Below are 25,989 nucleotides of genomic sequence, written 5' to 3' on the forward strand. Positions count from 1 at the left end.
CGGTCCATCTGTTGCAGCATCCGCACCATATCGTCCGGCAGGCCGCGCGGCTCATCGAATGCGCCACGGAGTGCATAGCCTATAACGTCGGTCACACGAGGCCCGCGAACGGTCTGTCGCCCGTTCTTGTCACCGCAAATCATGTGTAGTGCGTAAGTCATGCACGTTAGAACGGTCGATTGCGGGTTTCGTTGCTTCCCCATGTCAAGACATCGTTACTTTCTATAGTAGCGAAGCATGCACGATTTCGAATCTGAACATGCGATAAACGACGCGCTGGGCCGAGCACGTCTTTGGTCGCCCTTTCTCGCCATGATTCTAGACCGCGAGCCCGTCCTTGCGCAGGCGCTTGCGCAAGGACAGCTCGATCTGTGCGCATCCAGCGCGACCCCAGACATGCCGGTTGCAAAACGGCTCAGGCTCGAGCGGCGGGCGATGGCGCTGAACGTCGCGATCGGCGATCTCGCAGGGGTGCTCGATCTGACCGCGGTGACGGGCGCGCTGACCCGGTTCGCCGACCATGCGCTCGACACCGCCATCCGTACCGCGATCGAGGAGCGGACGCCCGGCGCCGAGCCGCTCGGCTTCACCGCGATCGCGCTCGGCAAGCAGGGCAGCGGCGAACTCAATTATTCGTCGGACATCGATCCGATCCTGCTGTTCGATCCGGCGACCCTGCCCCTGAAACCGCGCGAGGAGCCCGAGCAGGCGGCGGTGCGGATCGGCAAGCGCGTCGTCGAGCTGCTCCAGGCGCGCGACGGCGACGGCTATGTCCTGCGGGTCGATCTGCGCTTGCGACCCTCGCCCGAGATCACGCCGATCGTCCTGCCGGTGGAGGCGGCGATCGGCTATTACGAGGCGCAGGCGCTGCCGTGGGAGCGCGCCGCGTTCATTCGCGCCCGCGCGGCGGCGGGCGATATCGCGCTCGGCCAGCGGTTTCTCGATGCGATCCGGCCGTTCGTGTGGCGGCGCGCGCTCGATTTCGGCGCCATCGGCGAGATACGCGGCATCTCCGCGCGGATCCGGGATCACCATTCGCAGGGGCAGGCGTTCGGTCCCGGCTATGACCTGAAGCGTGGCCGTGGCGGCATCCGCGAGGCGGAGTTCTTCGCGCAGATCCACCAATTGATCCACGGCGGGCGCGATCGCAGCGTCCGCGCGCCGGCGACCCGCGACGCGCTCGCGCGACTGGCGGACGCCGGCTGGATCGGCACCGACGAGTCGCGGGCGCTGATCGACGGCTACACGCTGCTGCGGACGATCGAACACCGCGTGCAGATGATCGACGATCGCCAGACGCACGCGCTGCCGACCGGGAGGCGCTCGACCGCGTGGCCAAGCTGCACGGGCTGGAGGATGCCGGCGCGCTGTTGGCGTTGCTCGCCCCGCGGGTGGCGGCGACCGGCCGGATCTACGATGCGCTCGACGACACCGCGCGCCCCGCTTTCTCGCACGACGCGGTGACGCTCGAGACCGATCTCGCCGCTGCCGGGTTCGACGAGCCCGAGCCAGCACGCCGCCGGATCGAGGCGTGGCGGGGCGGGGCGTATCCGGCGCTGCGCAGTCCGGCTGCGCGCGAGGCGCTGGAGGCGGTGCTGCCGACTCTCGTCACGGCGTTCGCGACCGCGCCGGTGCCTCAGGCGGCGTTGCTCAGGCTAGATGCGCTACTCGAACGCCTGCCGAGCGCGATCAACATCTTCCGCCTGCTGGAGGCGCGGCCGGGGCTGGCGACGTTGCTTGCCGCGATCCTCAGCCATGCGCCGACGCTTGCCGACGATCTCGGTCGGCGCCCGGATCTGCTCGACGGGCTGATCGACGCGACCGCGTTCGAACCGGTCGGCGATATCGCGGCGCTGGAGGCGGCGATGCGCGCGGGCGAGGTCGGGGGCGACTACCAGGCGCGGCTCGATCATGTCCGCCGGGTCGTCGGCGAGCTGCGGTTCGCGCTCGGGGCGCAAATCGTCGCAGGCGCGTCCGATCCGCTGCACGTCGCCGCGGGCTATGCGCGGGTTGCGGAGGCGGCGATCGGCGTGCTCGCGCGCGCGACGATCGACGAGTTCGCTAAGGCGCACGGGATCGTGCCGGGCAGCGAACTCGTCATCCTCGCGCTCGGGCGGATGGGCGGCGCGATGCTTACGCACGCGTCCGATCTCGACCTGATCTATCTGTTTACGGGCGACTTCGCGGCAGAGTCGGATGGCCCGAAGCCGCTCGGCGCGACCCTGTACTACAACCGCCTCGCGCAGCGCGTGACGGCGGCGCTGTCGGTCGCGACGGCCGCAGGCCCGCTCTACCAGATCGACACGCGGTTGCGGCCGTCGGGCGGGCAGGGGCCGCTGGTCGTCACGCTCGACAGTTTCGCCCGCTACCAGCGCGAGGATGCGTGGACGTGGGAGCATATGGCGCTCACCCGGGCGCGGCCGGTGTTCGGGTCGCCGGACGCGCGCGCCGCGGTGACTGACATCGTGCGCGGCGTGCTCGAAGGCGATCGCCCGACCCGCGACGTGGTCGCCGAGGCGAAGTCGATGCGTGCGGACATGGCGGCGCACAAGCCGCCCAAGGGACCGCTCGATGCCAAGCTCCTCCCCGGCGGCCTCGTCGACCTGGAGTTCGCAGTGCACGTCGTTCAGCTCGTCAACCGCGCCGGCTTCGACCCCAATCTCGGTACCGCGATCGATCGGCTGGCGACCGAAGGCCTCGTCCCGCCCACGTTGCGCGCCGCGCACGACGTGCTGACCCGGTTGCTGGTCACGCTCCGCCTCGTCGCGCCCGATGCCGCGCCGCCGGGCCACGCCACCGAAGCGCTGATCGCGCGCGCGATCGGGGTCGCGGATTGGCCGGCGGTGGTTGCCACGCTCGAATCGACGCGGCAGGAAGTCCGCCGGTTCTGGGCGCAAGTGACGGGAGAGCAGGATGGATGAAGGGTCGAAGATTCCGGACGTGACGGTCACGATTGACGATGCGGGCAACGAGGCAGCCGTGTCGCTGGCCAGTCTCGGCACGCCGCTCGTGGTGTATTTCTATCCGAAGGACGACACGTCGGGCTGCACCACCGAGGCGAAGGACTTTTCCGCGCTCGCCGACGCGTTCGACGCGGCGGGGGTGAAGGTCGTCGGCATCTCGAAGGATACGCCCGCCTCCCACGCGAAATTCAGCGCCAAGCACGCGCTTACCGTACGACTCGCCAGCGATGTCGACGGAGTCGCCTGCGAGGCATTTGGCGTCTGGGTCGAGAAAGCGATGTACGGCAAGAAATACATGGGGATCGAGCGCGCGACGTTCCTGTTCGGCGCCGACGGCACGCTGGTGAAAGCGTGGCGCAAGGTCCGCGTGCCGGGCCATGCCGAGGCCGTGCTGGCAGCCGCAAAGGCGCTCTGAACTGCTGACGGTAACGGGCGGAGATTCGCGGATATTCCGTTGGCCATCGGCGACGTTCCGCGATCGTTCCCTGCGCCAGGCGGGTGATTCCATCAACTCGCCGTATCAGCCTGCCGCTCCGCCGCGCGAACGGGGTCGCGCTCTTGCCCGTCGCGGCGGTATCCGGCCTAACTCCACTCGTCTGGTGCGCGGAGGGGCTGCGAGTCAGGACAGAGTTTCGGAGCCGTCCGTCTTGGGCGAACGGCCCTGCATTTTTTGTCGGGGACCAATGGTCGATTTTACCGCTGCCGCCATCGTGACACGCCTCAAGGCCGTGTTCGCGGTGCGTAAATTCTCTTCGATCGGGCAATATGCGATCGCCGCGACGATGGGTGTCGCCGGGTTCGCTTCGACCGCAGCAGCGCAGGCCGGGGGCCCGCCAAGACGGTCGTAAGCCAGGCGCACGATGTCCGCGCTGCGACGGGTGGTCCGATGATCGCCGCCAACACCGAGGAAGCCACCGCCGATCTCCGCGCCGACGCGCAGTTCCGCACGCTGTTCCAGACCTGGAAGAAGCTCGACGCCACGCAGCAGGGCGTGATCGCGATCCCGTCGGTCCAGCCGGTCCACTCGCTCTCGTTCACCAGCAATTTCGGCATCCGCTCGGATCCGTTCCGCGGGACCGCGGCGATGCATGCAGGCGTCGATATCCCGGGCCCGGTCGGCACGCCGATCTACGCCACCGCCGACGGTGTCGTCTCGCACGCCGGTCGCCAGGGCGGCTACGGCAATCTGGTCGAGCTGAACCACGGCAAGGGTATCGCCACCCGCTACGGTCACCTTTCGAAGATCCTGGTCGCCGACAATACCCGCGTGACCCGCGGCCAGCTGATCGCGCTGATGGGCTCGACCGGTCGCTCGACCGGCCCGCATCTTCACTATGAAGTCCGTATTGACGGCCACGCCGTAAACCCGATCCCCTTCCTGACCACCGCGGATTATCTGCTGGCGGCACAGGACCGCTCGGTCAAAGCGATCCCCGTTTCGACGGGCGGCCCCGCCGCGCAGGACTGGAGCTGCAGCGCTGGGCTGACTGGGACACGAGGCTCCCCTCCCTGAAAGGGAGGGGCTGGGAGTGGGTAGGCCAGCCTTGACGCAACCTTTCGCCGATACGGAAGCTGACCCACCCCGCCCCCCTTCCAGGGAGGGGAGAAGAACCAACCGATACCCCAACGATCTATCCGGTTTCAGATCTACCCGGTCAAAAGAGCACCGCCGGCTTCCCAGATCCCGCAAACCGCGAGGTTGCCGCAAGTTACTCGACCCCTATCTCCAAACCATGGCAACGCTGGCTCCCGACATCATCCTCACCCCCTCCGCTGCGGCGCGCGTCGCGGCGATCGCCGTGAAACAGGGGAAGCCGGCCATCCTCCGGCTCTCGGTCGATGGCGGTGGCTGTTCCGGGTTCCAGTATAAATTCGGGTTCGCCGACACGGTCGAGTCCGACGACGTCATCGCCGAGCATGACGGCGTAAAGCTCGTCGTTGACAGCATCAGCATCGATCTCGTCCGCGGTTGTGCGGTCGATTACGTCGAATCGCTCGCCGGCGCCGCATTCAAGGTCGAGAATCCCAATGCCGCGTCGGGTTGCGGCTGCGGCTCCAGCTTCTCGGTCTGATCCGCCCCATGAAAATCGTCACGTACAACGTCAACGGCATCAAAGCGCGGTTGCCGCGGCTGATCGAGTATCTCGTCGAAGAACAACCCGACATCGTCTGCCTCCAGGAGCTCAAGTCGAGCGACGACACCTTCCCGATCGCGGACATAGAAGCGGTCGGCTACGGCGCGGTCTGGCACGGCCAGAAGGCGTGGAACGGCGTCGCGATCCTCGCAAAGAGCGGCACGCCTGTCGTCCGCCAGCGCGGTCTCGAAGGCGAACCCGAGGACGAGCACAGCCGTTACATCGAGGCGGAAATCGACGGCCTGATCGTCGCTGCGCTGTATCTCCCCAACGGCAATCCGCAGCCGGGCCCGAAATTCGACTATAAACTGCGCTGGATGGACCGTCTCGCCGAGCGCGCACGCATGCTGCTGGCCGAGGAAAAGCCGGCGATCCTCGCAGGCGACTACAACGTCATCGCCAATGACGACGACACCTACTCGGTCCGCGCGATGCAGGACGATGCGCTGATGCAGCCCGAAAGCCGCGAGCATTACCGCGCACTCGTCGCGCAGGGCTGGACCGACGCATTGCGCACGCAATTCCCGAAGGGTGGCGTCTGGACGTTCTGGGATTACCAGGCCGGCGCATGGCAGCGCGATGCCGGGTTCCGTATCGATCATCTGCTGCTCAGCCCGCAGGCCGCCGACCGGATGGTCGATGCGGGCGTCGACAAGGCATATCGCGGCCGTGAAAAGGCCAGCGACCACGCGCCGACCTGGGTTCGGTTACGGTGAAGCGACTGCTGCTGGGCATCGCACTTTCCGGTCTTTCCCTAGCTAGTCTTCTCCGGGGCCGCGGCAGCGCAGGAACGCGAATATTGCCCGGATCGGCCGGGTCTCGATACGCCCGCCTGTACGATCGCACCGGGGCGTATTTCCGTCGAGACGTCGCTGGCCGACTGGACGCGCGACGACCAGCCGGGCTCGCGCGAGGACAACATCCTGTTAGGCGACACGCTGGTCCGCGTCGGCGTCAGCGACACGATCGAGGCGCGGATCGGCTGGACGCCGTTAGGGCACGACCGGATGCGCGACTCGACCGGGGTCGATTCTGGTGAACGGCGTTGGCGACGTTTCGCTCGGGATGAAGGCGAACCTCCACCACCCGGACGGCTCTGACCTGTCGGTATCGGTGCTGCCGTTCGTGACGCTGCCGGTCGGCCGGTCGTCGATCGGCGCGGGCGACTGGGGCGCGGGGTTTCTCGTGCCGTTGACCTACGAACTGTCGGACGCGGTATCGCTCGACCTGACGCCGGAGATCGATGCGGCGGTCGACCAGGACGGCAATGGCCGGCATCTGGCGTATAGTTCGACAGCCGGCCTGTCGGTCGCGGTGTCGAAGGCCGTCACGCTGACCGGTGAGTTGCAGGCGTTGCGCGACAACGATCCGGACAAGCATACGTCGCAGGCGCTCGCCGCGCTGTCGCTGGCGTGGATGGCGAGCGACGATCTCCAGTTCGACATGCTCGGCGCGGCGGGGCTGAACGATGATACCCCGATGCCCGGGTGTATGCGGGGGTATCGCGGAGGTTCTAGATGCTGGTCGGCCTGCTCCTGCTGCAAGCGGTAGCCGGGCCGCCGCTCCCGCCGGAACTGCGCAAGCGCGTGGCGCGCGCGACGATGCCGTGTCCGGTGCAGGCTGATCCCGATGGCGAGATCGTCGTCTGCGTACGACCGACCGACCGGCGACTTGGGACACTTGCCGAGCCGGTCCAGCCTGCACGCGGCGATCCACTGTCGTTTCGATTGCCTGGGGGCGGCACGGGGAATGTGCACGCCATTCGTACCGAACTGCCTGGCGCAAGCGGACAGGGCGGCGCGGTTACGCTGAAGATGCCGTTTGGTGGGGGGAAGCGGGAGTAGGGGGTATAATTGATGCCGCTCCCGCCACCTTGTTCTCCCGCGAAGGCGGGAGCCCAGTCTGGATCCCCGCCTTCGCGGGGAAACACGCTGTTGTTGGGTATCAAGGTGTGGATTTCGCCAAGGATCCGGCCAGTCGAGAAGGCCGATCGGGCTGGATGCAGGCCGACATTCCCCCTCCCTGGAAGGGAGGGGTTGGGGTGGGTCGGTGTCCGCGCACTCCAGACGGCAGTGGCTCAAGCGGGCCGATCCACCCCAGGCCCCTCCCTTCCAGGGAGGGAAGTAAGCTCTCCAACGAAGTCGCTCCCCTAAGAAGTTGGATCCGCTAAGACGTCAGCCCCCGAGGAAGTCAGGTCCTAAGAGTGCGCGCCTACAGCGTCCGCTCGTACACCTGATACACTTTGTTAACCCGGCTCTCGATCGTCTCGGCGATCGACCGCATCCCCTGGTTGTCGTCCAGGATCCAGCCGATCTCCGCGCGCTTCGCATCATAATGCTCGACCGAGGAGCGGCGGATGTATTCGATCATCATGAAGGCCAGCTGGCTCGCCATCCGCGATGCCTGCAACTCTTTCACCACTCCCATCAGCGGCACGCGCACCGTCCGCACCTTGGGCTTGCGCAGCCACCACAACAGCTTGGCCCAGCCGAACGGGAGCAGGCTGCCGTTCAGCGGCTTGATCGCTTCGTTCAGGTCGGGAAGCGTGATCATGAACGCGACCGGCTTGCCGTCAAGCTCGGCGATCCGGATCAGGTCGTTGAAGACGATCGGCTTCAGCTTGACGCCGACGTCCTTGATCTCCGGAGGGGTCAGCGGCACGAACCCCCAATTGTCGCGCCACGCGTCGTTGAGGATCGACAGGATGATCGCCGCCTCTTCCTCGAACTTGGTCTTGTCGACATTGCGGACGGTGATCCGTGCGTTCTTCTCGCCCGACTTGATGATGCGCTGGACGATCGGCGGGAACTGCTTCGTGACGTCGACCTCGTACGTCATCAGCTGCTTGATCGGGCGATACTGCGCCCATTCGATCCAGCCGCGATATTCGCGCTTGGCGTGGCCCATCATGATCGTCGGCGGGTGATCGTAACCGTCGATCAGCAGGCCCGGCTCCTCCCAGATAGACATGCTGATCGGCCCGAGCGCGCGCGTCATGCCCTGTTCGCGCAGCCAGTCCTCCGCGCGCGCGAGCAGCGCCTGGAAGATGTCCTGCCGCTCGGCCTCCATCAGCCCCCATTGGCCGACGCCGGGACCGAAGCCCTGCTCGGCCGGCATCGTCAACGCGAGCGTATCGATGTGCGCGGAGATGCGACCGACGACCCGGCCGTCCTCCTCGGCGAGGAACAGCTGTGCCTTGGCATGGCTGAACCAGCCGTTCTTCTCGGGCGTGATCAGCCCGAGCGCCTCGGACTTCAGCGGCGGCACCCAGTTGGGATCGTCGGCGTAAAGTCGGAACGGAAGATCGATGAAGATTTTCCGGTCCTTCTTCGTCTCGACCGGACGGATCGTAAGCTTAGCCATGTGTCGTTCCCGAAAACGCAGTCGCGCGTGTCTAGCCAGCGTCCGGCGTAAAGGCGAGTGACACGTGCGTCATCGCGGCAGCCGGTCAGAGTGATCGGGTTTCCTCGCGCGGGGACAAGCGTGCAACCTGTAAATGCCACGCTGCGGCCACTATCTTCGGGCAATGGACATGCCCATGGATACCTCGCTCAGCCTCACTCGCGGCACGGCCGCTCCAGCCCCAGCAACACCCGGCGCGGGTGTCGTGCGTATCGCCGACGACAAGGCGATGTTGCGCGCTGCGGCCGACCTGACGCGCGACCTCGTGAAGCCGCGGCCGGCAGTGTATTGGGGCGACCTGATCGCGTCGATGGTGCTGGGCTATGGTGCGCTGTTCGTGGCGGCGACGAGCGACTCGACGGCAGTGGCGGTGATTGCGGCGATCGCGTCGGTGCTCGGGTTGTATCGTGGGCTGAGCTTCATCCACGAAGTCAGCCACATGAAGCATGCCTCGGTGCCGAACTTCCGACTCGGCTGGAACATTTTCGTCGGCGTGCCGATGCTGACGCCGTCGTTCATGTATGAAGGCGTTCACAACCTCCACCATGCCAAGACGCGCTATGGCACGGTCGAGGATCCCGAATATCTGCCGCTGGCGCTGATGAAGCCGTGGACGTTGCCGCTGTTCATCGTTGTGTCGGCTCTGGCGCCGATCGCGCTGATCATCCGATTCGCGATTCTGTCACCGCTGTCGCTGCTCTCGCCGAAGCTGCGGACGATGGTGGTCGAGCGCTATTCGGCGCTGGCGATCAACCCGCAATTCCGCCGTCGTGCGCCCGAGGGTGAGGCGAAGGCCTATTGGAACCGCCTCGAGATCGCGGCGAGCCTGTGGGCGATCACGCTGATCGCGATCACGGTGACGGGCGTGCTGCCGCTGCGTGCGTTCCTGACGATCCTTGGCGTGGCGTCGGCGTTCGCGGTGCTCAACCAAGTCCGCACGCTCGTCGCGCATCTGTGGGAGAATGACGGCGAGACGATGACGGTGACCGCGCAGTATCTCGACACGGTCAACGTGCCGCCGCCGGCGTTGCTGCCCGCGCTATGGGCACCGGTCGGGCTGCGCTATCACGCGCTGCATCACCTGCTGCCGGGGCTGCCCTATCATGCGCTGGGCGAGGCGCATCGTCGGATTTCGGCCGAGCTGGACGCGATGTCGCCGTATCACAAGGCGAGCTATCCGGGGTTGCCAGGGCTGGTGAGCAAGATTGCCCGCAGCACGATGGTAAGGCGCTAATACGTCATGCCGGGCTTGTTCCGGCATCCACCCGTCCGCGAAATGGATCGTATAGGGTCTGCGGAACCGTGGACCCCGGAACAAGTCCGGGGTGATGGAGCGCTCTATTCCTCGGACCGGATCAGCACCGCTTCCCCGATCAGGAAGAACAGCAGGAACGGTGCCCAAGCGGCGAGAAACGGCGGGTAAGCGCCGAGATTGCCCATCGCCAACGCGAAGTTATCCGCGACGAAGAACGCGAACCCCAGGCCCATCCCGATCACCGCGCGCACGAACAGCTTGCCCGATCGCGCAATACCGAACGCCGCGACCGCGCCCAGCAGCGGCATGAGAACCGACGACAGCGGCCCCGAAAGCTTGTGCCACAACGACCCCTCGAGCGCCTTGGTCGGGCGCCCCGCATCGGACAGGTCGCCGATCGCGGCCTTCAGCGCACCGAACGACAGCCCGTCCGCATCGACGCTCGCCAGCGTGAACTGATCCGGCCGCACGTCCTTCGCGATCACCACCGAGCCGAGATTGGTGACCGAACCACGCGCTACGTCGAACCGCGTTGCCGGCTCGATCAGCCAGCCGCCACCGGGAGCACGCTTGCCGTGATCGGCGCGCAGGATCGCGACCAGGTTACCGCCCGTGCGATCGTACAAGGTAATCCCGCCCAACCGTGTCGCATCGCCGCGCCCGCGGATCTGCGCCACCTCGATCAGGTCGTCGCCGTCGCGCACCCAAACGTTCGCGCGGTCGCCGCGATCGATCGGCAGCTTGCCGTAATTCACCTTCTGCCACTGGTTCAGCGTCGCGGTGGAGCGCGCCACGACCCGGTCATTGAACACGAAACTGATCACCGCCACGCCGAGGCTCGCCACCAGCAGCGGCGCGAGCACCTGGTGCGCGGAGAGCCCCGAGCCCTTCAGCGCGACGATCTCGCTGTTCTGGTTCATCGTGATCAGTGTCAGGATCGTTCCCAGCAGCACTGAGAAGGGCAGGAACCGCGACACGATCTGCGGCACGCGCAGCGCGACATATTGCCAGATCTGCGCGTCGCCATTGCCGGGATAGGCAAGGATGTCGCCCGACTCGCTCAGCAGGTCGAGCGCCTGAAGCACCAGCACGAGCGCGGCCAACACGGCGAACGTCCGCACCAGGAACATCCGACCCATGTAGATCGCGACCGTGCGCGACGGGAAGAAGCTGACGGTTTTCATGCGGTCTTGCTCGCCTGCGACTTAGGCCGGAAGCCCGGAATGCGCTTGGTGATGGCCTTGAACGTCTTCGAGAAGACACGTTCCAGCGCGCCGATCGGCTGCCCGCCGGGGACGTAGGCGATGGTGTAATACATCCACAGGATCAGCCCGGCGAAGATCGTGAACGGCACCCACAGCGCGATGATCGGATCGATCCGGCCGAGTTCGCCGACGTCCGCCGCGTACTGGTTCACCTTGTGATAGGTGACGATCATCACGATCGACAGGAACACGCCGAGCGCGGACGAGGATCGCTTCGGTGGCACGCCGAGTGCGAGCGCGAGCAGCGGCAACAGGAACATCGTCGCGACTTCGGCAAGGCGGAAGTGGAACTCCGACCGGCTGCCGTCACGCTGCTCCAGCGTCGCGCCGCGCTGACCCTGCTTGGCCAGTTCGGGCAGCGTATATTCCAGGTTGCGGCCGCCGCGGACGCGGAAACTCTCGAACTTGGGCAGATTGATCGGTAGGTCGTGGCTGGTGAAGGTCAACACGCGCGGCGTTTTGAACTCGGGCTTGTTGTGGACCAGCGTGCCGTTCGCCAGCCTGAAGGTGATGACGTTGGGATCGTCGGTCGCGAGAAACTTGCCCCTCTCCGCGGTGACGCCCAGCCAGTCGCCATTCTGGCTCGAAGCATGGACGAAGATGCCCGACAACTCGCGCCCCTTGTCCTTGCTCTCCTCGATCCGCAGCGTCATCCGCGAGCCGAGATTGGTGAACTCGCCGACCTTGATCGACGCGCCGAGCGCCCCGTGCGCAGCTCGAACCGCAGACCCTCGTAATAATAGCGCGCGATCGGCTGGACGTATCCGACGATCGCCAAGTTCAGCAGCGCCAGCGCGATCGTGTACATGTACGGCACGCGCAGCGACCGGTTGTAGCTCATGCCGACGCCGCGCAGCACGTCGAGCTCGGACGAGGTCGAAAGCCGGCGGAACGCGAGCAGGATGCCGAGCATCAGCCCGATCGGAATGCCCAAGCCCAGATATTCGGGAAGCAGATTGGCGAGCATCCGCCACACGACGCTGATCGGGCCACCCTGCGTCGCGACGAAATTGAACAGCCCAAGCATGCGATCGAGCACGAACAGCATGACGGCGATCAGCAGCGTCGAGAACAGCGGCACCGCGATCAGCCGGGCCATGTAACGGTCGATGGATTTCATGCGCGGGTTCGGCTCGGTATGCTGGGTCGCCGGGGTATAGAGGGGCAGGGGCGAAGCGTCATCCCCTATCGCCGCATCAGTGAACGATCATTCCGCGGCGATCGGATCGCGCTGAGCGGTGGCCGTTGAGGTGGTGCGATCCGCGGCCATTGCCGTCGCGACGGCGCGCTCCAGGCCGTTCAGCGTGAAGGGTTTGCGCAGCACGTCGTGACCACCGAACTGCGCGACGTTCACCTCGCCCGCAAAGCCCGTGACGAACAGCACGGCGATGTGCGGATAGAGCGGGAAAGCGCGGCGATCATCTCGGGACCCGTCTGGCGCGGCATCAGCACGTCGGAGATAATCAGCCCGACCGCCGGGTTGGCCGCGAGCAACGCCGGGGCGGCGAGCGGATCGTCGCACGGGATCGCGCGGTGGCCGATCTCCTCGAGCGCGCCGATCGTCGCGCTCAACACGCGCGGATCGTCCTCGACGACGAGGATGTCGAGCATCGCGGGCGGCGGCGGTGCAGCGGGTGGGATCTCGGACGGCAGTAAAGGCACGATGGCGGGCCCGACGTCCGCCGTGCGCGGTAGATAAAGCGTGACGGCGGTGCCTTCGCCCGGCGCCGAGACGATGCCCACCTCGCCCTGCAACTGCTGCACCAGTGCGAAAATCTGGCTAAGGCCGAGGCCGGTGCCCTTGCCGACATCCTTGGTGGTGAAGAACGGCTCGAACACGCGGTCGGCGACGTCGGGCGTCATCCCGCAGCCGTCGTCGGCGACCATGATCGTCACGTAATCGCCCGCCGCGCACCGGCCGATCTGCTCCGCTGCCAGCGTCGTGGCGCCGGTGACGATCGTCAGCGTGCCGCGGCCGTTCATCGCATCGCGCGCGTTGACAGCGAGGTTGAGGACCGCGTTTTCCAGCTGGACGCGGTCGGCGCGCACGCAACAGCCGGCAGCCTCGTCGCGCGCCACCAGCGTGATCGCATCGCCCAGCGTCCGGTCGAGCAGGTCGGACATGCCCGCGACCAGTGCGGCCGCGTCGATCGGCTCGGGCTTCAGCGAGTCCTCGCGGCTGAAGGCGAGCAGGCGACGGGTGAGCGCGGCCGCCCGGTTCGCGCCTTCGGTGGCGCTGTCGATGTGCCGCCGTGCGGTCATTGGGTCGGCGGCGACGCTGCGCCGGGCAAGCTCCAGCCCGCCCAGCACCACGGCGAGCATGTTGTTGAAGTCGTGCGCGATGCCGCCGGTCAGCTGGCCGACCGCCTCCATCTTCTGGATCTGGCGCAGCTTGGCCTCCTGCACGCGCAGTTCGGCGGTGGCGGTGGCGACGGCGGCGGTCAGCTCGTCGGCGCGCTCGCGTTCCAGCTCGGCGTCGGCCAGCGCCGTGGCCCGCTCGCCGACCGCGCGGATCGTGAACCAGCCGAGCAGGATCGCGCCCAGCACGATCAGCACGCCGAACACCGCGAGCACGCCCGCGACCCAGCTCGATCGCTCGACCGATCCCATCGCCGCCGCCGTCCGCTGGTCGAGCAGCGCGCGCTCGCCGGCGATCAGCGTGTCGAGCGTCTTGTTGATCTCGATGAGCGTCGGCGCCTTCCGCGCCTGGTAATAGCGCGCGAGCGCCTGGCCGTTCTTGCCGTAGCTCGTGTTGAGCGCGGTCATCGACAGTTCGCGCCCGCGTGCGTCATACGCGACACGAAGCCGATCGATCCGCGGTTGCTGTTCGGGATTGTCGTTGGTGATCCGGTCGAGCCGCTCGATCTGCGTGCCGGCCAGCAGCCATTCGTCGAAATAGAGCTGCCCGAGCTGCTTGTCGCCGCTGATGACGTAGCGCCCTAGCGACGCCTCCGACCGGGCGATCGTACCCGACAGCGTCCGCGCCAGGATCATCACGTCATAGCTGTGCGCCTGCAGTTCGAGCGCGCGGTCGCGCTGGCGATTGGCGTTGCCGAGCGTCACGATCAGGGCGACGAGCACCGCCGCGCCGAGCAGCCCCATCACGACCAGCGTGACGGTCCGCCAGGTCGCTCCGCCCCCAGGGCCGCGGTCTGGGCCTCGCTTCGCATCACCCGGTCATCCTAGCGCGCCGTTGCCCCCGCGCAATGATTTCGATTTTTGGCGAGGCGGTCCTTTCGATCCTCCCCCGCCAGGGAGGTGGCACCGAAGGTGACGGAGGGAGGACGCGGAACAGAGGTTACCCTTTCCGCCCCCTCCGTCTGGCAAGAGCCAGCCACCTCCCTTGCGGGGAGGATCGAGGATCAGCTAATCACCCCGACCGCACGGCCAGCGGCCCCGAACATCCCCAAAATCGTCGTGATCTGCTCGTCGGTATGCTCCGCGCACAGCGAGCACCGCAGCAGGAACGTCCCCGCCGGCGTCGCGGGTGGCCGCGCCATATTCACGTACAGCCCGCCCTCGAGCAGCGACTGCCAGATCGCGATCGCCTGTTGCTGGTCGGTCAGGATAACCGCGATGATCGCCGAGTCCGACGTCTCCGTGCCGAGCTTGAAGCCCATCGCCTTCAGCCCGCCGTGCAGCCGGCGCGCGTTCTTCCACAGCTGCGCGCGCTTGTCGTGCGCGGTCATCAGCTTGCGGATCGACGTCGCGGCGGTGGCTACCACCGAGGGCGGCAGCGAGGCGGTGAAGATGTACGGGCGGCAGGCGAAGCGCACCATCTCGAACTTCGGGTGGTTCGACACGACGAACCCGCCGACCGTGCCGACCGACTTCGAGAAGGTGCCGACGACGAAATCGACCTCGTCGGTCAGCCCCATCTCCTCGTATACGCCGCGGCCATTGGGTCCGAAGAAACCCATCGAATGCGCCTCGTCGACCAGCACCATGCAGCCATGCTTCTTGGCGACCGCGACCATCTCCTTCAGCGGGGCGATGTCGCCGAGCATCGAATAGACGCCCTCCAACACCACCAGCTTGCCGGCCTCCTTGGGCAGGCGGCCGAGGCGCTTGTCGAGATCGGTGACGTCGTTGTGACGGAAGCGTACGATCTCGGCATTGCCCTGCTTGCAGCCGTCGTAGATCGAGGCGTGGCTGTCGGCGTCCAGGATGACGTATTCGCCCTTGCCGGCGAGCGTCGAGATGATCCCGAGATTGGCCATGTACCCGGTCGAGAACACGATCGCGCCGGTCATGTCGTAGAATTCGCGGAGCGCCTGTTCGACGTCGATATGATCGTGGAACGTGCCGTTGAGCATCCGGCTGCCGTTGGTGCCCGACCCGAACGCGTCGAGCGCGTCCTTGCCCGCCTGGATGACATCGGGGTCGAACGTCATGCCCATGTAGTTGTAGGTCCCGAGCAGGATCGTGTCCTTGCCGCGGATCACCGCCTGCGTCGGGCCCTTCACCTCGTCCATCACGATCGCGAACGGATTGCGCACGCCACTGGCGATCAGCGCCTCGCGTTCGGCGATCAGTGCGTCGAATTTCGACATGAGATCGCGTTCCGGCGCGAACTCCGGAGCGTCGACGGGCAGGGCGTGGGCAGTGGTGGCGGCTTCGGTCATTCTATCGATTCCATGAAGTTGGAATGTGTATCCCAACCGTTCGTCCCGAGTAGCCGTCGAGCTTGTCGAGATGGCGTATCGAAGGACATGTACCTTGATACGGGCTCTCGGCTACGCTCGATCCCTAATCGGCACGAACGGCAAGGGGGTCAGGCCTTCAACTTCGCGACCGCGTCGACCAGCTGGCCGACCGTCTCGATCTCGGCCTGCATGTTCATCGTGATGATGATGTCGAATTCGTCCTCGATCGCGGCGACGAAATCCATGACCGTGAGGCTGTCCCACTCCAGGTCGCCCTGGAACGTCGTCGCATCGGTCAGCGCGACGCCCTTTTTATTGAAGGGCTCGATCTGCGCGGTGACGGTGTCGTAGATCTGCTGACGGTCGCTCATTATAATCCTTCCGGGTGTCGCCACGCAGTCCTGACAGGGAATTGCGGCGGCTTTTCGGCGCTATAGCAGCCCCGCCGCGCGATACCATGCGGCGGTTTGCGCGAGCGCCTGTGGGGTCGGGACCGAGGGCGTCCATAGCGCGGGCGGCGGCGGCTTGTGCGAGACCCAGTCGGGGTGGCAGAAATAGCTGACCCGGTCGCGCGTGAGCTTGGCCTTGCGGCGCCGGACGAGGCGGTCGACGGCGGATGCGAGCTTCAGGAGAGGGCGGGGCGTGGAGAACACCCGGACCGACTTGCCGACCGCCCCGTTCACCGCCGTGCCGATCGCGCGCGCGAAATCGCGGTTGTCCCAGCCGTTCGGCACGCCGTCGTCGGGCTCCATGATGAGACGGCGCGTCGCCAATCTCGGCGAGCGCGAGCAATAGCGCGGTCAGGTCCTCGACATAAAGCAGCGAGACGCGCGTGCCGGCGGGGGCATCGGTATGTAGCCCGACCGTGCCGCCTTGAAGACATCGAGCAGTTCGTGATCGCGCGGGCCGAAGATCGCGGGTGGGCGGACGATCGTCCAGTCCAGCCCGGATATCTGAACGCGCGTCTCCGCCTCGGCCTTCGACCAGCCATAGTTCGACAGCGCCGGCTCGCGCGCGGCGAGCGAGGAGACGTGGACGAAGCGGCGGATACCGGCGTGCTTCGTTGCCTGGATGATGCCTTCGGTGCCGGCGATATTGCCCTTGCCGAAGCCTGCGCGGTCCGTTGCGTTGACGACGCCGGCGACGTGGATCACCGCGTCCGAGCCTTCGACCAGCGCGGCGAGGCTCTTGGGCCGATCGAGCGCGCCCTCGACCCAGGTCACGCCGATCCGCTTGGCCTGCGGTTTGCGGGCGAGCGCGCGGACGATGTGACCCATCTCCAGCGCGTGATCGATCAGGTGGCTGCCGACGAACCCGGTGCCGCCGGTGATGGCCAGGATCATGACAGCGTTCCCGAGATCGAAGAATGTTCACCCGCGAAGGCGGGTGTCCAGACTGGGCACCCGCCTTCGCGGGTGAACAAGGCTTGGCCGGTCATACGAGCGCCAAATGATTGCGGTGCACCAGCGCGGATCTCGGAGCGTAACCAAGGATCGCCGCATGTTCGTCGCTATGCCGGCCGAGCAGGCGTGCCGTGTCGGCCGCGTCATATTCCGCGAGTCCGCGCGCGACGGTGCCGGCGGGCCCTTCGATCGTCACCAGATCGCCGCGCATGAAGCCGCCATCGATCCGAGTCGCGCCCGTGGCGAGCAAGCTCCGACCCTGGCCGAGCGCCGCCGCGGCTCCGCATCGACATAGATCGCACCCTTCGCGGTCAGGCCGCCCGCCAGCCAAGCCTTCCGCGCGGACGCGGTGCGTTCGGCGGTAAAGATCGTGTGGCGGGCAGGGGTGGAGAGCGGATGCTCGATCCGACCCGACGCAATCGCCAATGGAATACCCGCACCGGTCGCGATCCGCGCCGCGGCGATCTTCGAGGCCATCCCGCCCGAGCCCATGCCGGAACCCGACCCGTCGTCCGCCATCCCCGCGACCGCGTCGATCCGGGGTACGCTGGCGATATGAGTCGCGGATGGATCGGTGTGGGGGTTGGCGGTGTAGAGCCCGTCGACGTCGGAGAGCAGGATGACGCCCTGCGCGCCGGCCGCCTGCGCGACGCGTGCGGCGAGACGATCATTGTCGCCGAAGCGAATTTCCTCGGTCGCGACGCTGTCGTTCTCGTTGATGACCGGGACGACTTTCAGCGACAACAGCCGGTTGAGCGTCGCGGCGGCGTTGAGATAGCGGCGGCGGTCTTCGAGATCGTCGAGCGTCACGAGCATCTGCGCCGCGTTCAGGCCCTGCGCGGCGAGCAGCTCGGCCCAGACTTGGCTCAGCGCGATCTGGCCGGTGGCGGCTGCGGCCTGCGCGTCTTCGAGACTCGCCCGGCCGCCCTTGGGGAGACCTAGACGCCGAGCGCCGAGCGCGATCGCGCCGGATGACACGATCGCGACCTGCTGGCCCTCGCCAGTCCGAGTGGCAATGTCGGCGACGAGGCCAGCCAGCCACTCCCGCCGGACGCTCCCGTCAGGATCGACGAGCAACGCCGACCCGATCTTAACGATCAGCCGCGTGGAAGACGACGGTGGAAACATCACGCATTCCCCTCCCGCTTGCGGGAGGGGTTAGAGAGGGCGGGCGTGACCTGTCGGCAAGAAAGCCCTCCCCGACCCCTCCCGCAAGCGGGAGGAGAAATCTGGAACCGTCCCTCTCCCCGGAGGGGAGAGGGCTAAGCCAGCGCCTACAGCGGCGACCATGCGACCGGCACTTCGCCTTCTTCCAGTTCCTTCGCCGCGCCCGGAGCCGGGCCGATCGCCTCGATCAGTTGGTCCAGCACCGCCTCGATCCCAGCGCCGCTCGCGCCCGAAATCGCCATCACCTCGGCACCACTGGCGTCCGCCAGTTCCGCCGACAACGCCGCGATCAGTTCCGGATCGAGCATGTCGATCTTGTTCAGCGCGACGATCACCTTCTTGTCGGTGAGCCCCTCGCCGTAATTCTCCAGCTCGTCGCACACGATCCGGTACGATTCGGCCACGTCGCGGTCGTTCGCATCGACCAGATGCAGCAGCACCCGGCACCGCTCGATATGCCCTAGGAACCGATCGCCGATCCCCGCGCCTTCGGCCGCACCCTGGATGAGCCCGGGAATATCCGCGACCACGAACTCGCGCTGCTTGTGGCGCACCACGCCCAGCTGCGGCCGCGTGGTCGTGAAGGCGTATTCACCGACCTTCGCCTGCGCGTTCGTCACCTGATTGATGAAGGTCGACTTGCCCGCATTCGGCAAGCCCACGAGGCCCGCGTCCGCAAGCAGCTTCAGCCGCAGCCAGACCCACGCCTCGCCGAACGGCCAGCCGGTGCCGTGCTGGCGCGGCGTGCGGTTGGTCGAGGTCTTGTAGCTCGCGTTACCGCGCCCGCCGTCGCCGCCACGGAACAGCACTTCGCGCTGGCCGACCTCGGTGAAGTCGATCAGCACCTCTTCCTTGTCCTCCGACAGCACCTGCGTGCCGAGCGGAACGCGGATGACGAGGTCCTTGCCGCCCGCGCCGGTGCGGTTCGAGCCCGACCCGCCGGAGCCGCGTGGCGCGCGGAAATGCTGCGTGTAGCGGAAGTCGATCAGCGTGTTCAGGCCGGCGATGCATTCGAACACGATGTCGCCGCCCTTGCCGCCATTGCCGCCATCGGGGCCGCCATATTCGATATATTTCTCGCGGCGGAAGCTGACGGCACCGGGGCCGCCCTCACCCGAACGTACGTAGATCTTGGCTTGGTCTAGAAAATGCATCGCCGCCCCATAGCGAAATTGGCGAAAATCTCCACCCTCTGCGATTCTGCCAAGACTTGCGCGCGTTAGCAGGGCGTCGGTGCGCCAGCATCCTTGCTCGCGAGCAGCGCGTCGAGCGCGAGTTCGCGCGCCTTGCCAACCGGCAGTCCCAGCGCCCGCGCCATCGGCGTCCCCATCAGCGCATCGCCGAGCGCCATCAGCACCAGCGTCAACGTCTGTTCGTGGATCGGCCGCGTGCCGGGCAGTTCGCCGCCCGCGAGTTCATCGACGAGGTCGTGGATCGCCGCCATGATAGGATCGAGCGCATCGGTGTTGCCCGACAGGATCATCCAGCTCGCGAGCGCGCCCGCGCCGCCTTTGCCGAATGCGTCGAAGGTCATCTCGACGACCTCGCGCGGGTCGAGCTCACCGGCCCGCACGCGCAGCACCGCGGCGCCAATCGTGCCGACGATGTCGGCCGCCATCCGCGTGATCAGCGCAGTATGCAGCGCTTCGGCCGAGCCGAAATGGTGGAGCAGATTGGCGTGTGTGCGCCCGATCCTGCCTGCGACCGCCTTCAGCGTGACTGCGCTGGGGCCGCTCTCGACGAGCAGCGCGCGCAGCCTCGACGGCGGCTTCACGCGATTCGGTAGGGGAGAGTCGCTTGCGCGGTGTTGACGTCACGGACCGGGGAACCTATTTACATCAATGTAAGTAACGAGTGTTCATTCCTGTTTGGAGGTTTCCGTGGCGAAAGCAACCACGCCTGCCGATCTGACGATCACCCCGCGCGACCGCCGCTTCGGTCGTGGCGCCGCGATTCGCCGCTGGTGGCTCAACGACGATCCGATCGCGACCGCCTTCTACAACGCGCTGTCGGTGACGTTTCCGAAGGGCGAGGGCTATTTCGTCGACAGCGTGCGGAAGTTCCGCGAGGGCACGCCGCCGAAACTCCACGCCGAGATCAACGCCTTCATCAAGCAGGAGGTGATCCACACCCGCGAGCACGTCGCCTTCAACCGCCACGTGACCGACCAGGGCTACGACGTCGCGCCATTGATCGTGGACGTCGACGCTGCCCTGGCGCTGACCAAGGGGCGCCCGGAGATTGCCGAGTCTGGCGGCGACGACCGCCCTCGAGCATTTCACCGCGATGCTGGCGCACGAACTGATCGCGAACCCGAATCATCTGCGCGGTGGTGACGAGCAGGCGGCGGCGCTGTGGCTGTGGCATGCGGCGGAGGAGATCGAGCACAAGGGTGTCGCCTACGACACGTGGCTGCACGCGACTCGCGACTGGCCGCGCTTCACGCGCTGGCGGGTGAAGTCGCTGGTGATGCTGATCACGACGTGGCGCTTCTTCACCGGGCGGGCGCGGGGCATGGCGGAACTGCTGCGACAAGACGGGCTGACCGGACCGAAGGTGTGGGCGCGGATGGCGTGGTACGCGTTCGGCAATCCGGGCATGGCGCGGAAAGTCGCAGGCGTCTGGGCCGCGTATTTCCTGCCGGGGTTCCATCCGTGGAAGCACGACGACCGCGCGCTGATCGGCTTGGCGGAGAGCGAGTATGAGGCGGCGGTGCTGCCGGTTGCGAAGCGGGGAGTGGCGGTGGCCTGATCCTCAGGCTCGTCCCTCCCTTCCTAGTTTTCCCGCGAAGGCGGGAGCCCAGGATACCAAACGACACCGCCCGTGATTCCTGGACCCCCGCGTTCGCGAGGGAACGGCTAAAGGGGTCTTACTATCAGCTAGGCCACCACCCCGGCGAAGGCCGGGGCCCAGTTGGAAAGGTCGCAGTAACGGAGCGCTGTCCTCCGCCAGCAACGTCCCCCAACTGGGCCCCGGCCTTCGCCGGGGTGGGGCTATCCTCTTACTGCAGGATCGCGCGACTCACGCCGCAAGCGGCATCGGCGCACATCGATCATCATCCAGATCCAGCTCGAACATCACCGCCGGCGCCTCACCTCCACGCCCCCGCGACGTCCGCGGCTCGACCCTTCCCGTCGGCCGAAACCCGAGCTTCGCCAGCACGCGCCCCGACGCCGGGTTATCGACGAAATGAAAGGCATCCAGCCGCCGCAAGCCCAGCGCATGCCGCGCCATCGCCACCACGGCCTCGCCAGCCTCGGTCGCATAGCCGCGACCCCAGGCATCGGGCGTCAACCAATAGCCGAGTTCATGGCCACGACCCGCAGCCCGAAGCCCGATACCGCCGACGAGTCGCGGCGTGCCCGCTTCCATCGTCTCGATCAGGAAATGCGGGTCATGGGCGCCGCGCGGGGCTGCCAGAAATGCCTCGGCATCCCCCAGCGTATAGGGCCAGGGCGCCCGCGCCAGCTTGGCGATCACCGTCTCATACCCGATCGCCCGCGCCAGTGCAGGCGCATCCTCCGGCCAACCCGGCCGCAATGTCAGATCTCTTGGTGCGCGCGAACACGGCTCTCTCCTATCGCGTCATTGGCTGCGCGCATGCCACGTCGGGATGACGGGACCGCGACAGCCGCGTGGAGGGAGCAATAAAAAGGGAGCCGGGGTGACCCGTCTCCCTTGTTCAGGTTCGCTTTCGCGACCCGGGTCACCCTGGTGGGCAACCCGGATGGTTACCCGATGTTATTCGGCTGCTGCTGCCATGTCGGCAGTGTCGTTCGCGGCCAGCTCGACCGAGCAGAATTTGCGCCCGAGTTTGCCCTGGCTGAACACGACGCGGCCATCGACCAGCGCGAACAGCGTGTGGTCCGTGCCGATGCCGACGTTCGTACCCGGGTAGAACTTCGTCCCGCGCTGACGCACGAGGATGTTGCCGGCGACGCACGCCTGGCCACCGAACTTCTTGACGCCGAGACGACGACCGGCCGAGATCGCGACCGTTGCGCGAAGAGCCGCCTGCTTTCTTATGTGCCATCTGAAGCTACTCCTTATGCCTGAGCGGCCGGGGCGGTGTCGCCCTCGTTGCTCTTTGCAGTCTGGCCGCCGACCGACACGATCTTCAGGATCGTATGCTGCTGGCGATGGCCGTTCTTACGACGATAGTTATGACGACGACGCTTCTTGAAGACGATGACCTTGTCCGCCTTCGCCTGCGCGATGATCTCTGCAGCGACGACGAAGCCCTCGACGGACCGCAGCTCCGAGCCTTCGCCCGCCAGCAGAACGTCACCAAGCGTCACCGACGCACCTGCATCGCCCTCGATCTTCTCGATGACGATCTTATCTCCGGCGGCGACGCGATACTGCTTGCCGCCCGTGCGCACGACTGCGAACATGGCCCTTGTCACTTTCCAAATACATGTGCCCCACGAACGCAGGGTCCGCCGGGAGAAGCCGGGCAGCTAAGCGAGGGGGGCGAGTTGTCAACCGCGAAGGGGCAGCGGAAGGGCGGTTTTAGCGTGGGGGCGACCGCAGTCATTCCGTGACTTCTCTCGTCACCCCGGACTTGTTCCGGGGTCCACCGTGCCGCGAGATCAATCGCGGATGATCAAGCGGAAGGTTGGATGCCGGAACGAGCCCGGCATGACGGAGATTCGATTCGCCTCAGTGCCGATGAACCTGGCGCAACGCATACCGGCCATCCGCATAGTCGCTGAACAACCCCGAGATCGCCGGATGGTCGACCGGCTCGTCGCTATCGTCGGGCACCAGATTCTGCTGGCTGACATACGCGACGTAGCTCGACTCCATGTTCTCGGCGAGCAGATGGTAGAACGGCTGGTCCTTGCGCGGACGGATATCCTCCGGAATCGCCGCATACCATTCGTCGCTGTTCGCGAAGACCGGATCGACGTCGAAGATCACCCCGCGGAAATCGAACAACCGGTGCCGCACAACGTCGCCGATCGAGAAGTTCGCGTGCGAGATCGGCGGCGCGACCACCTCGGCGGGGATAAGCGGGCTCGTGATGTCGTGAGCGATACTGTCGTGTCGGGGCATATCCGCCAATTTAGGGTCTGTTTTGCGCCGCACAAGGAAAACGCGCTGGACGGTGCCCGCAAGCTCGAAATCCGCTTGCGTCCCCAGGGGCACTTCATTAGAGGCCGCGCTTCGACCGATCGGAGGGACTGTTCGCAGCGCCTTGGATGACCTGCGGAGAGGTGGCAGAGTGGTCGAATGTACCGCACTCGAAATGCGGCGTACCCGCGAGGGTACCGTGGGTTCAGAATCCCACCCTCTCCGCCAAATTCTTATACCAGCCGGTCTCATACTGTCTCGCAAGGGGCAGATTTGCCTCGCTTTTCCTTGTGCGGTAGTCTCCCATCGTCCCATTGTGTCTCAGCCAAGCGCACGCTTGTTGGGGGTATTCTGGGGGTACGCTGAAGACGTTCTGGGGGTATCGAGTGCTGACCGAATTACGCTGCCGACAGGCCAGGGCGGCAGAGAAGAGCTACAAGCTGTCCGATGCCCGGGGGCTTCATCTGTTCGTGACGACCACGGGCTTTCGTTCCTGGCGCTGGAAGTATCGAGATCGCCGGCAAAGAAAAGCTGCTTGTGCTGGGCAGCTATCCAGAGGTCAGTCTGGCGCTCGCGCGCGAGCACCGGGACGTGGCGTCACGACTCTTGAAGGCCGGGACCGATCCGAGCGTCGACCGCAAGCAAGCCGCAGCGGTTCGGCATATCGAGCATGCAACGACGTTCGAGGCGGTAGCGCGGGAATGGCATGCCCAGCAGCTGTCGAGCTGGGTCGCTGTGCATGCGGCGGATGTCTTGAACAGCCTCGAGAAGGATGTCTTTCCGTATATCGGCTCGACGCCAATCGCAGCGGTGACCTCGCCGATGGTGCTGCAACTGGTACGCCGGATCGAGGAGCGGCCATCGGTAGAGACCGCCCGTCGCGTTCGGCAGCGCATCTCGGCTGTGTACGGCTTTGCGATAGCGTCGGGATACGCGACGAGCGATCCGGCTGTATCGATTCGTGGAGCGATGAAGCCGCTTATCAAGAAACGGCAGCCGGCTCTCGGATCGCTCGAGGAAGCCCGTGCGCTACTGATGGCAGCCGAGGCATCGGCAGCGCATCCCATGACCAAGCTCGCGTCGCGACTTCTCGCGCTGACGGCACTACGGCCGGGGACGCTTCGGACGACGAGTTGGGCCGAACTGGGGCCGTTGAACGAGGATCCGCCGGTGTGGCGCATCCCGGCGGACCGCATGAAATTGAAAGTCGCGCGCAAGCAGGACGACCGCTTCGACTTTCTGGTACCGCTGTCCAGACAGGCGATGGATGTGCTCCGGGCAGCGCGTGCCTTCGCACCGCGCGGCCCGCTGGTTTTTCCGAGCCAGCGCCACGCTCACAAGCCGATCAGCGAGAATGCGATCGGGTATTTCTACAATCGCTTGGCGGTCCGAGCCCGGCATGTGCCGCACGGCTGGCGGTCGACATTCTCGACCGTGATGAACGAGCGCGCGCAGGCGCTCGACAGACCGGGCGATCGCGCGATCATCGATCTCATGCTCGCGCATATTCCAGATGGCGTCGAGGCGACCTACAACCGCGCTGCGTACCTGCCGCGTCGTATCGAGATCGCGCAGGAGTGGGCCGACCTCCTGCTCGATGGGTTTGCGCCAGCAGCGGAGCTACTCGAAGGACCGCGCCGCTAGGTGTTGGCGCCGAGGGAGCGATGGCATGATCGCGCGCTCGCTCCACGAGATCATTGCCGGCAAGGCCAGCCAGTACGGCAGCTCGCGTAACCGCGTCCGGCGCGACAGCTTTCCCAAGGGCTCCTGCGAGGCCCGATTCTGGCGCCCGCTCAGCAAGCGTCAGATGGGGCCGGCGATGATCGCGGCAGAAGGGTATGACCGGCAGCACAAGCAGCCTGGCAAGCGTAACGGACCACTAGGTCACGTTGGGCTAGAAGTCCTCCGCGCGCTGTATCGCATCGTGTGTCACCGGTCAGGCCGGCTTGAGCCGTCGATCGACTATCTCATGGGAAAGTTGCGGCGGTCGCGTGACGCTATCGTGCGGGCGTTGAAAGCGCTTAGGGACCACGGCTTTCTGGATTGGATCCGCAGGACAGAACCGATTCCGGAGGCGGAAGGTGCCGGGCCCAGAATCCGCCAGATCAGCAACGCGTACCGGCTCTGCATTCCGGCGTTTGCCCGCGTGATTGTGGAGCGTATCGTTGGTCCCGCGCCAATGCCTGCCGACATGGTCCAACATCTTGAGCAAGCCCGCACCGAGCAGGCGGAGATGGTGGCTGAGCTGCCGTTACGCGAAGCGGTGGGCTTTCGTGTCCGGAACAATGCGCTGGCGGCTGCCCTCGCCCGACTTGCGGACGCGCTGGACGAGAATGAGCGCGAGTCCGCCTAGCGGCCTGAAACCAGCACCATTCATTTATAGAGATGAAAGATCGCCGATCGATGAAGGTGACAGGTTCTTTAGATGACCCGATGTTGGGGCATCGGCGGCGGGTCGCGTCCAGCGGTGCTCGGTCGTACTCTAGGACGGTGCGGTCGGCGCCGACCCGCGGCGATAGGAGTCGAGCCGTTTGGCGTGTTTGAACGTCCTACATCGACTTGCTGCATGCGGTTTCGCTCAGGTGGCCGTTGGTGCACCGAGACGCACCCTCGATGCTGCCGTGATATGTGGCCAAAAGCGGCGGAATACCGTGGGACTGGCTGTTGCCTGTTAACG

Annotated in this window: 19 protein-coding genes, 1 tRNA gene and 10 pseudogenes; 15 read left to right on the forward strand and 15 right to left on the reverse strand. The window is 66.1% G+C overall.

Features of this window, described 5'->3' with window-relative positions:
* Positions 1-237: 237 nt before the first annotated feature.
* The 8 genes and pseudogenes from AC0IX7_RS19895 to AC0IX7_RS19930 all read left to right on the forward strand — a co-directional run bounded on the left by AC0IX7_RS19895 (position 238) and on the right by AC0IX7_RS19930 (position 6,942).
* Positions 238-2,921: pseudogene (locus AC0IX7_RS19895) on the forward strand (bifunctional [glutamine synthetase] adenylyltransferase/[glutamine synthetase]-adenylyl-L-tyrosine phosphorylase).
* Positions 2,914-3,378, forward strand: coding sequence for a peroxiredoxin (locus tag AC0IX7_RS19900; RefSeq protein ID WP_471813577.1), 465 nt, complete (start codon positions 2,914-2,916; stop codon positions 3,376-3,378). Before AC0IX7_RS19895 ends, AC0IX7_RS19900 begins: the two are co-directional and overlap by 8 nt.
* A 268-nt stretch (positions 3,379-3,646) precedes the next feature.
* Entirely contained in the window at positions 3,647-3,811 is a 165-nt protein-coding gene (locus tag AC0IX7_RS19905; protein ID WP_471813579.1) for a hypothetical protein, read from the forward strand.
* A gap of 23 nt (positions 3,812-3,834) precedes the next feature.
* Positions 3,835-4,476, forward strand: a pseudogene (locus AC0IX7_RS19910) (M23 family metallopeptidase); the annotation flags it as partial.
* A gap of 220 nt (positions 4,477-4,696) precedes the next feature.
* Positions 4,697-5,035 carry an iron-sulfur cluster insertion protein ErpA gene (erpA, locus tag AC0IX7_RS19915; protein ID WP_471813581.1) on the forward strand — a complete coding sequence of 113 codons (339 nt, stop codon included), beginning with the start codon at positions 4,697-4,699 and terminating at the stop codon, positions 5,033-5,035.
* Between the two features lie 8 nt (positions 5,036-5,043).
* The gene (xth, locus tag AC0IX7_RS19920) at positions 5,044-5,814 is read left to right on the forward strand and encodes an exodeoxyribonuclease III (RefSeq protein ID WP_471813583.1); all 771 of its coding nucleotides are present in this window, start codon (positions 5,044-5,046) and stop codon (positions 5,812-5,814) included.
* Positions 5,815-6,133: 319 nt separating this feature from the next.
* The gene (locus AC0IX7_RS19925) at positions 6,134-6,649 is read left to right on the forward strand and encodes a transporter (protein ID WP_471813585.1); all 516 of its coding nucleotides are present in this window, start codon (positions 6,134-6,136) and stop codon (positions 6,647-6,649) included.
* On the forward strand, positions 6,616-6,942 hold the full coding sequence (locus AC0IX7_RS19930; protein WP_471813587.1) for a hypothetical protein: 327 nt from the start codon (positions 6,616-6,618) through the stop codon (positions 6,940-6,942). Before AC0IX7_RS19925 ends, AC0IX7_RS19930 begins: the two co-directional genes overlap by 34 nt.
* A gap of 367 nt (positions 6,943-7,309) precedes the next feature.
* Here AC0IX7_RS19930 and AC0IX7_RS19935 read toward each other — a convergent pair whose 3' ends face one another.
* Entirely contained in the window at positions 7,310-8,461 is a 1,152-nt protein-coding gene (locus AC0IX7_RS19935) for a GNAT family protein (protein ID WP_471813589.1), read from the reverse strand.
* A 163-nt stretch (positions 8,462-8,624) separates the two neighbouring features.
* Between AC0IX7_RS19935 and AC0IX7_RS19940 the strand changes: the two genes are divergently transcribed.
* Positions 8,625-9,734 carry a fatty acid desaturase family protein gene (locus tag AC0IX7_RS19940; RefSeq protein ID WP_471813591.1) on the forward strand — a complete coding sequence of 370 codons (1,110 nt, stop codon included), beginning with the start codon at positions 8,625-8,627 and terminating at the stop codon, positions 9,732-9,734.
* Positions 9,735-9,838: 104 nt separating this feature from the next.
* On the opposite strand, the gene lptG is transcribed toward AC0IX7_RS19940, so the two are convergent.
* The 10 genes and pseudogenes from lptG to AC0IX7_RS19990 form a co-directional block, all read right to left on the reverse strand.
* The gene (gene lptG, locus AC0IX7_RS19945) at positions 9,839-10,939 is read right to left on the reverse strand and encodes an LPS export ABC transporter permease LptG (RefSeq protein ID WP_471813593.1); all 1,101 of its coding nucleotides are present in this window, start codon (positions 10,937-10,939) and stop codon (positions 9,839-9,841) included.
* Positions 10,936-12,140: pseudogene (gene lptF, locus AC0IX7_RS19950) on the reverse strand (LPS export ABC transporter permease LptF). The gene lptG and the pseudogene lptF overlap by 4 nt, the downstream one beginning before the upstream one ends.
* A gap of 87 nt (positions 12,141-12,227) precedes the next feature.
* Positions 12,228-12,404, reverse strand: a complete 177-nt coding sequence (locus AC0IX7_RS19955) for a hypothetical protein (RefSeq protein WP_471813595.1) — start codon at positions 12,402-12,404, stop codon at positions 12,228-12,230.
* Positions 12,371-14,122 (reverse strand): ATP-binding protein, encoded by a 1,752-nt coding sequence (locus tag AC0IX7_RS19960; RefSeq protein ID WP_471813597.1) that lies wholly within the window; start codon positions 14,120-14,122, stop codon positions 12,371-12,373. The genes AC0IX7_RS19955 and AC0IX7_RS19960 overlap by 34 nt, the downstream gene beginning before the upstream one ends.
* Before the next feature lie 260 nt (positions 14,123-14,382).
* Positions 14,383-15,645, reverse strand: coding sequence for a serine palmitoyltransferase (spt, locus tag AC0IX7_RS19965; protein ID WP_471813599.1), 1,263 nt, complete (start codon positions 15,643-15,645; stop codon positions 14,383-14,385).
* Positions 15,646-15,794: 149 nt separating this feature from the next.
* A complete protein-coding gene (locus AC0IX7_RS19970) occupies positions 15,795-16,037 on the reverse strand; it encodes an acyl carrier protein (protein WP_056021671.1) in 243 nt (80 codons plus the stop codon).
* Positions 16,038-16,097: 60 nt separating this feature from the next.
* A pseudogene (locus tag AC0IX7_RS19975) lies at positions 16,098-17,009 on the reverse strand (NAD-dependent epimerase/dehydratase family protein).
* A gap of 91 nt (positions 17,010-17,100) precedes the next feature.
* Positions 17,101-18,197, reverse strand: a pseudogene (gene proB / locus AC0IX7_RS19980) (glutamate 5-kinase).
* A gap of 146 nt (positions 18,198-18,343) precedes the next feature.
* A complete protein-coding gene (gene obgE, locus AC0IX7_RS19985; protein WP_471813601.1) occupies positions 18,344-19,390 on the reverse strand; it encodes a GTPase ObgE in 1,047 nt (348 codons plus the stop codon).
* Positions 19,391-19,455: 65 nt separating this feature from the next.
* A pseudogene (locus AC0IX7_RS19990) lies at positions 19,456-20,053 on the reverse strand (TetR/AcrR family transcriptional regulator).
* 63 nt (positions 20,054-20,116) lie between these two features.
* On the opposite strand from AC0IX7_RS19990, the pseudogene AC0IX7_RS19995 reads away from it, so the two are divergent.
* Positions 20,117-20,987 (forward strand): annotated as a pseudogene (locus tag AC0IX7_RS19995) (metal-dependent hydrolase).
* A gap of 270 nt (positions 20,988-21,257) precedes the next feature.
* On the opposite strand, the gene AC0IX7_RS20000 reads toward AC0IX7_RS19995, so the two are convergent.
* The 4 genes and pseudogenes from AC0IX7_RS20000 to hspQ all read right to left on the reverse strand — a co-directional run bounded on the left by AC0IX7_RS20000 (position 21,258) and on the right by hspQ (position 23,294).
* Complete coding sequence (locus AC0IX7_RS20000) at positions 21,258-21,776, reverse strand: GNAT family N-acetyltransferase (protein ID WP_471813603.1); 519 nt, start codon at positions 21,774-21,776, stop codon at positions 21,258-21,260.
* A 201-nt stretch (positions 21,777-21,977) separates the two neighbouring features.
* A pseudogene (rpmA, locus tag AC0IX7_RS20005) lies at positions 21,978-22,269 on the reverse strand (50S ribosomal protein L27).
* Between the two features lie 13 nt (positions 22,270-22,282).
* The gene (rplU, locus tag AC0IX7_RS20010) at positions 22,283-22,630 is read right to left on the reverse strand and encodes a 50S ribosomal protein L21 (RefSeq protein WP_107963253.1); all 348 of its coding nucleotides are present in this window, start codon (positions 22,628-22,630) and stop codon (positions 22,283-22,285) included.
* A gap of 268 nt (positions 22,631-22,898) precedes the next feature.
* Entirely contained in the window at positions 22,899-23,294 is a 396-nt protein-coding gene (hspQ, locus tag AC0IX7_RS20015; RefSeq protein WP_447794327.1) for a heat shock protein HspQ, read from the reverse strand.
* 155 nt (positions 23,295-23,449) lie between these two features.
* Between hspQ and AC0IX7_RS20020 the strand changes: the two genes are divergently transcribed.
* The 5 genes and pseudogenes from AC0IX7_RS20020 to AC0IX7_RS20040 all read left to right on the forward strand — a co-directional run bounded on the left by AC0IX7_RS20020 (position 23,450) and on the right by AC0IX7_RS20040 (position 25,665).
* Positions 23,450-23,540 (forward strand) — tRNA-Ser (locus tag AC0IX7_RS20020).
* A 158-nt stretch (positions 23,541-23,698) separates the two neighbouring features.
* A pseudogene (locus AC0IX7_RS20025) lies at positions 23,699-23,770 on the forward strand (hypothetical protein); the annotation flags it as partial.
* 79 nt (positions 23,771-23,849) lie between these two features.
* Positions 23,850-23,900 (forward strand): annotated as a pseudogene (locus AC0IX7_RS20030) (hypothetical protein); the annotation flags it as partial.
* Positions 23,901-23,903: 3 nt separating this feature from the next.
* Positions 23,904-24,956, forward strand: coding sequence for a tyrosine-type recombinase/integrase (locus AC0IX7_RS20035; protein ID WP_471813961.1), 1,053 nt, complete (start codon positions 23,904-23,906; stop codon positions 24,954-24,956).
* 25 nt (positions 24,957-24,981) lie between these two features.
* Entirely contained in the window at positions 24,982-25,665 is a 684-nt protein-coding gene (locus AC0IX7_RS20040) for a replication protein A (RefSeq protein ID WP_471813605.1), read from the forward strand.
* The last annotated feature ends 324 nt before the right edge of the window (positions 25,666-25,989 follow it).

This window comes from Sphingomonas sp. AC411, assembly GCF_979253035.1.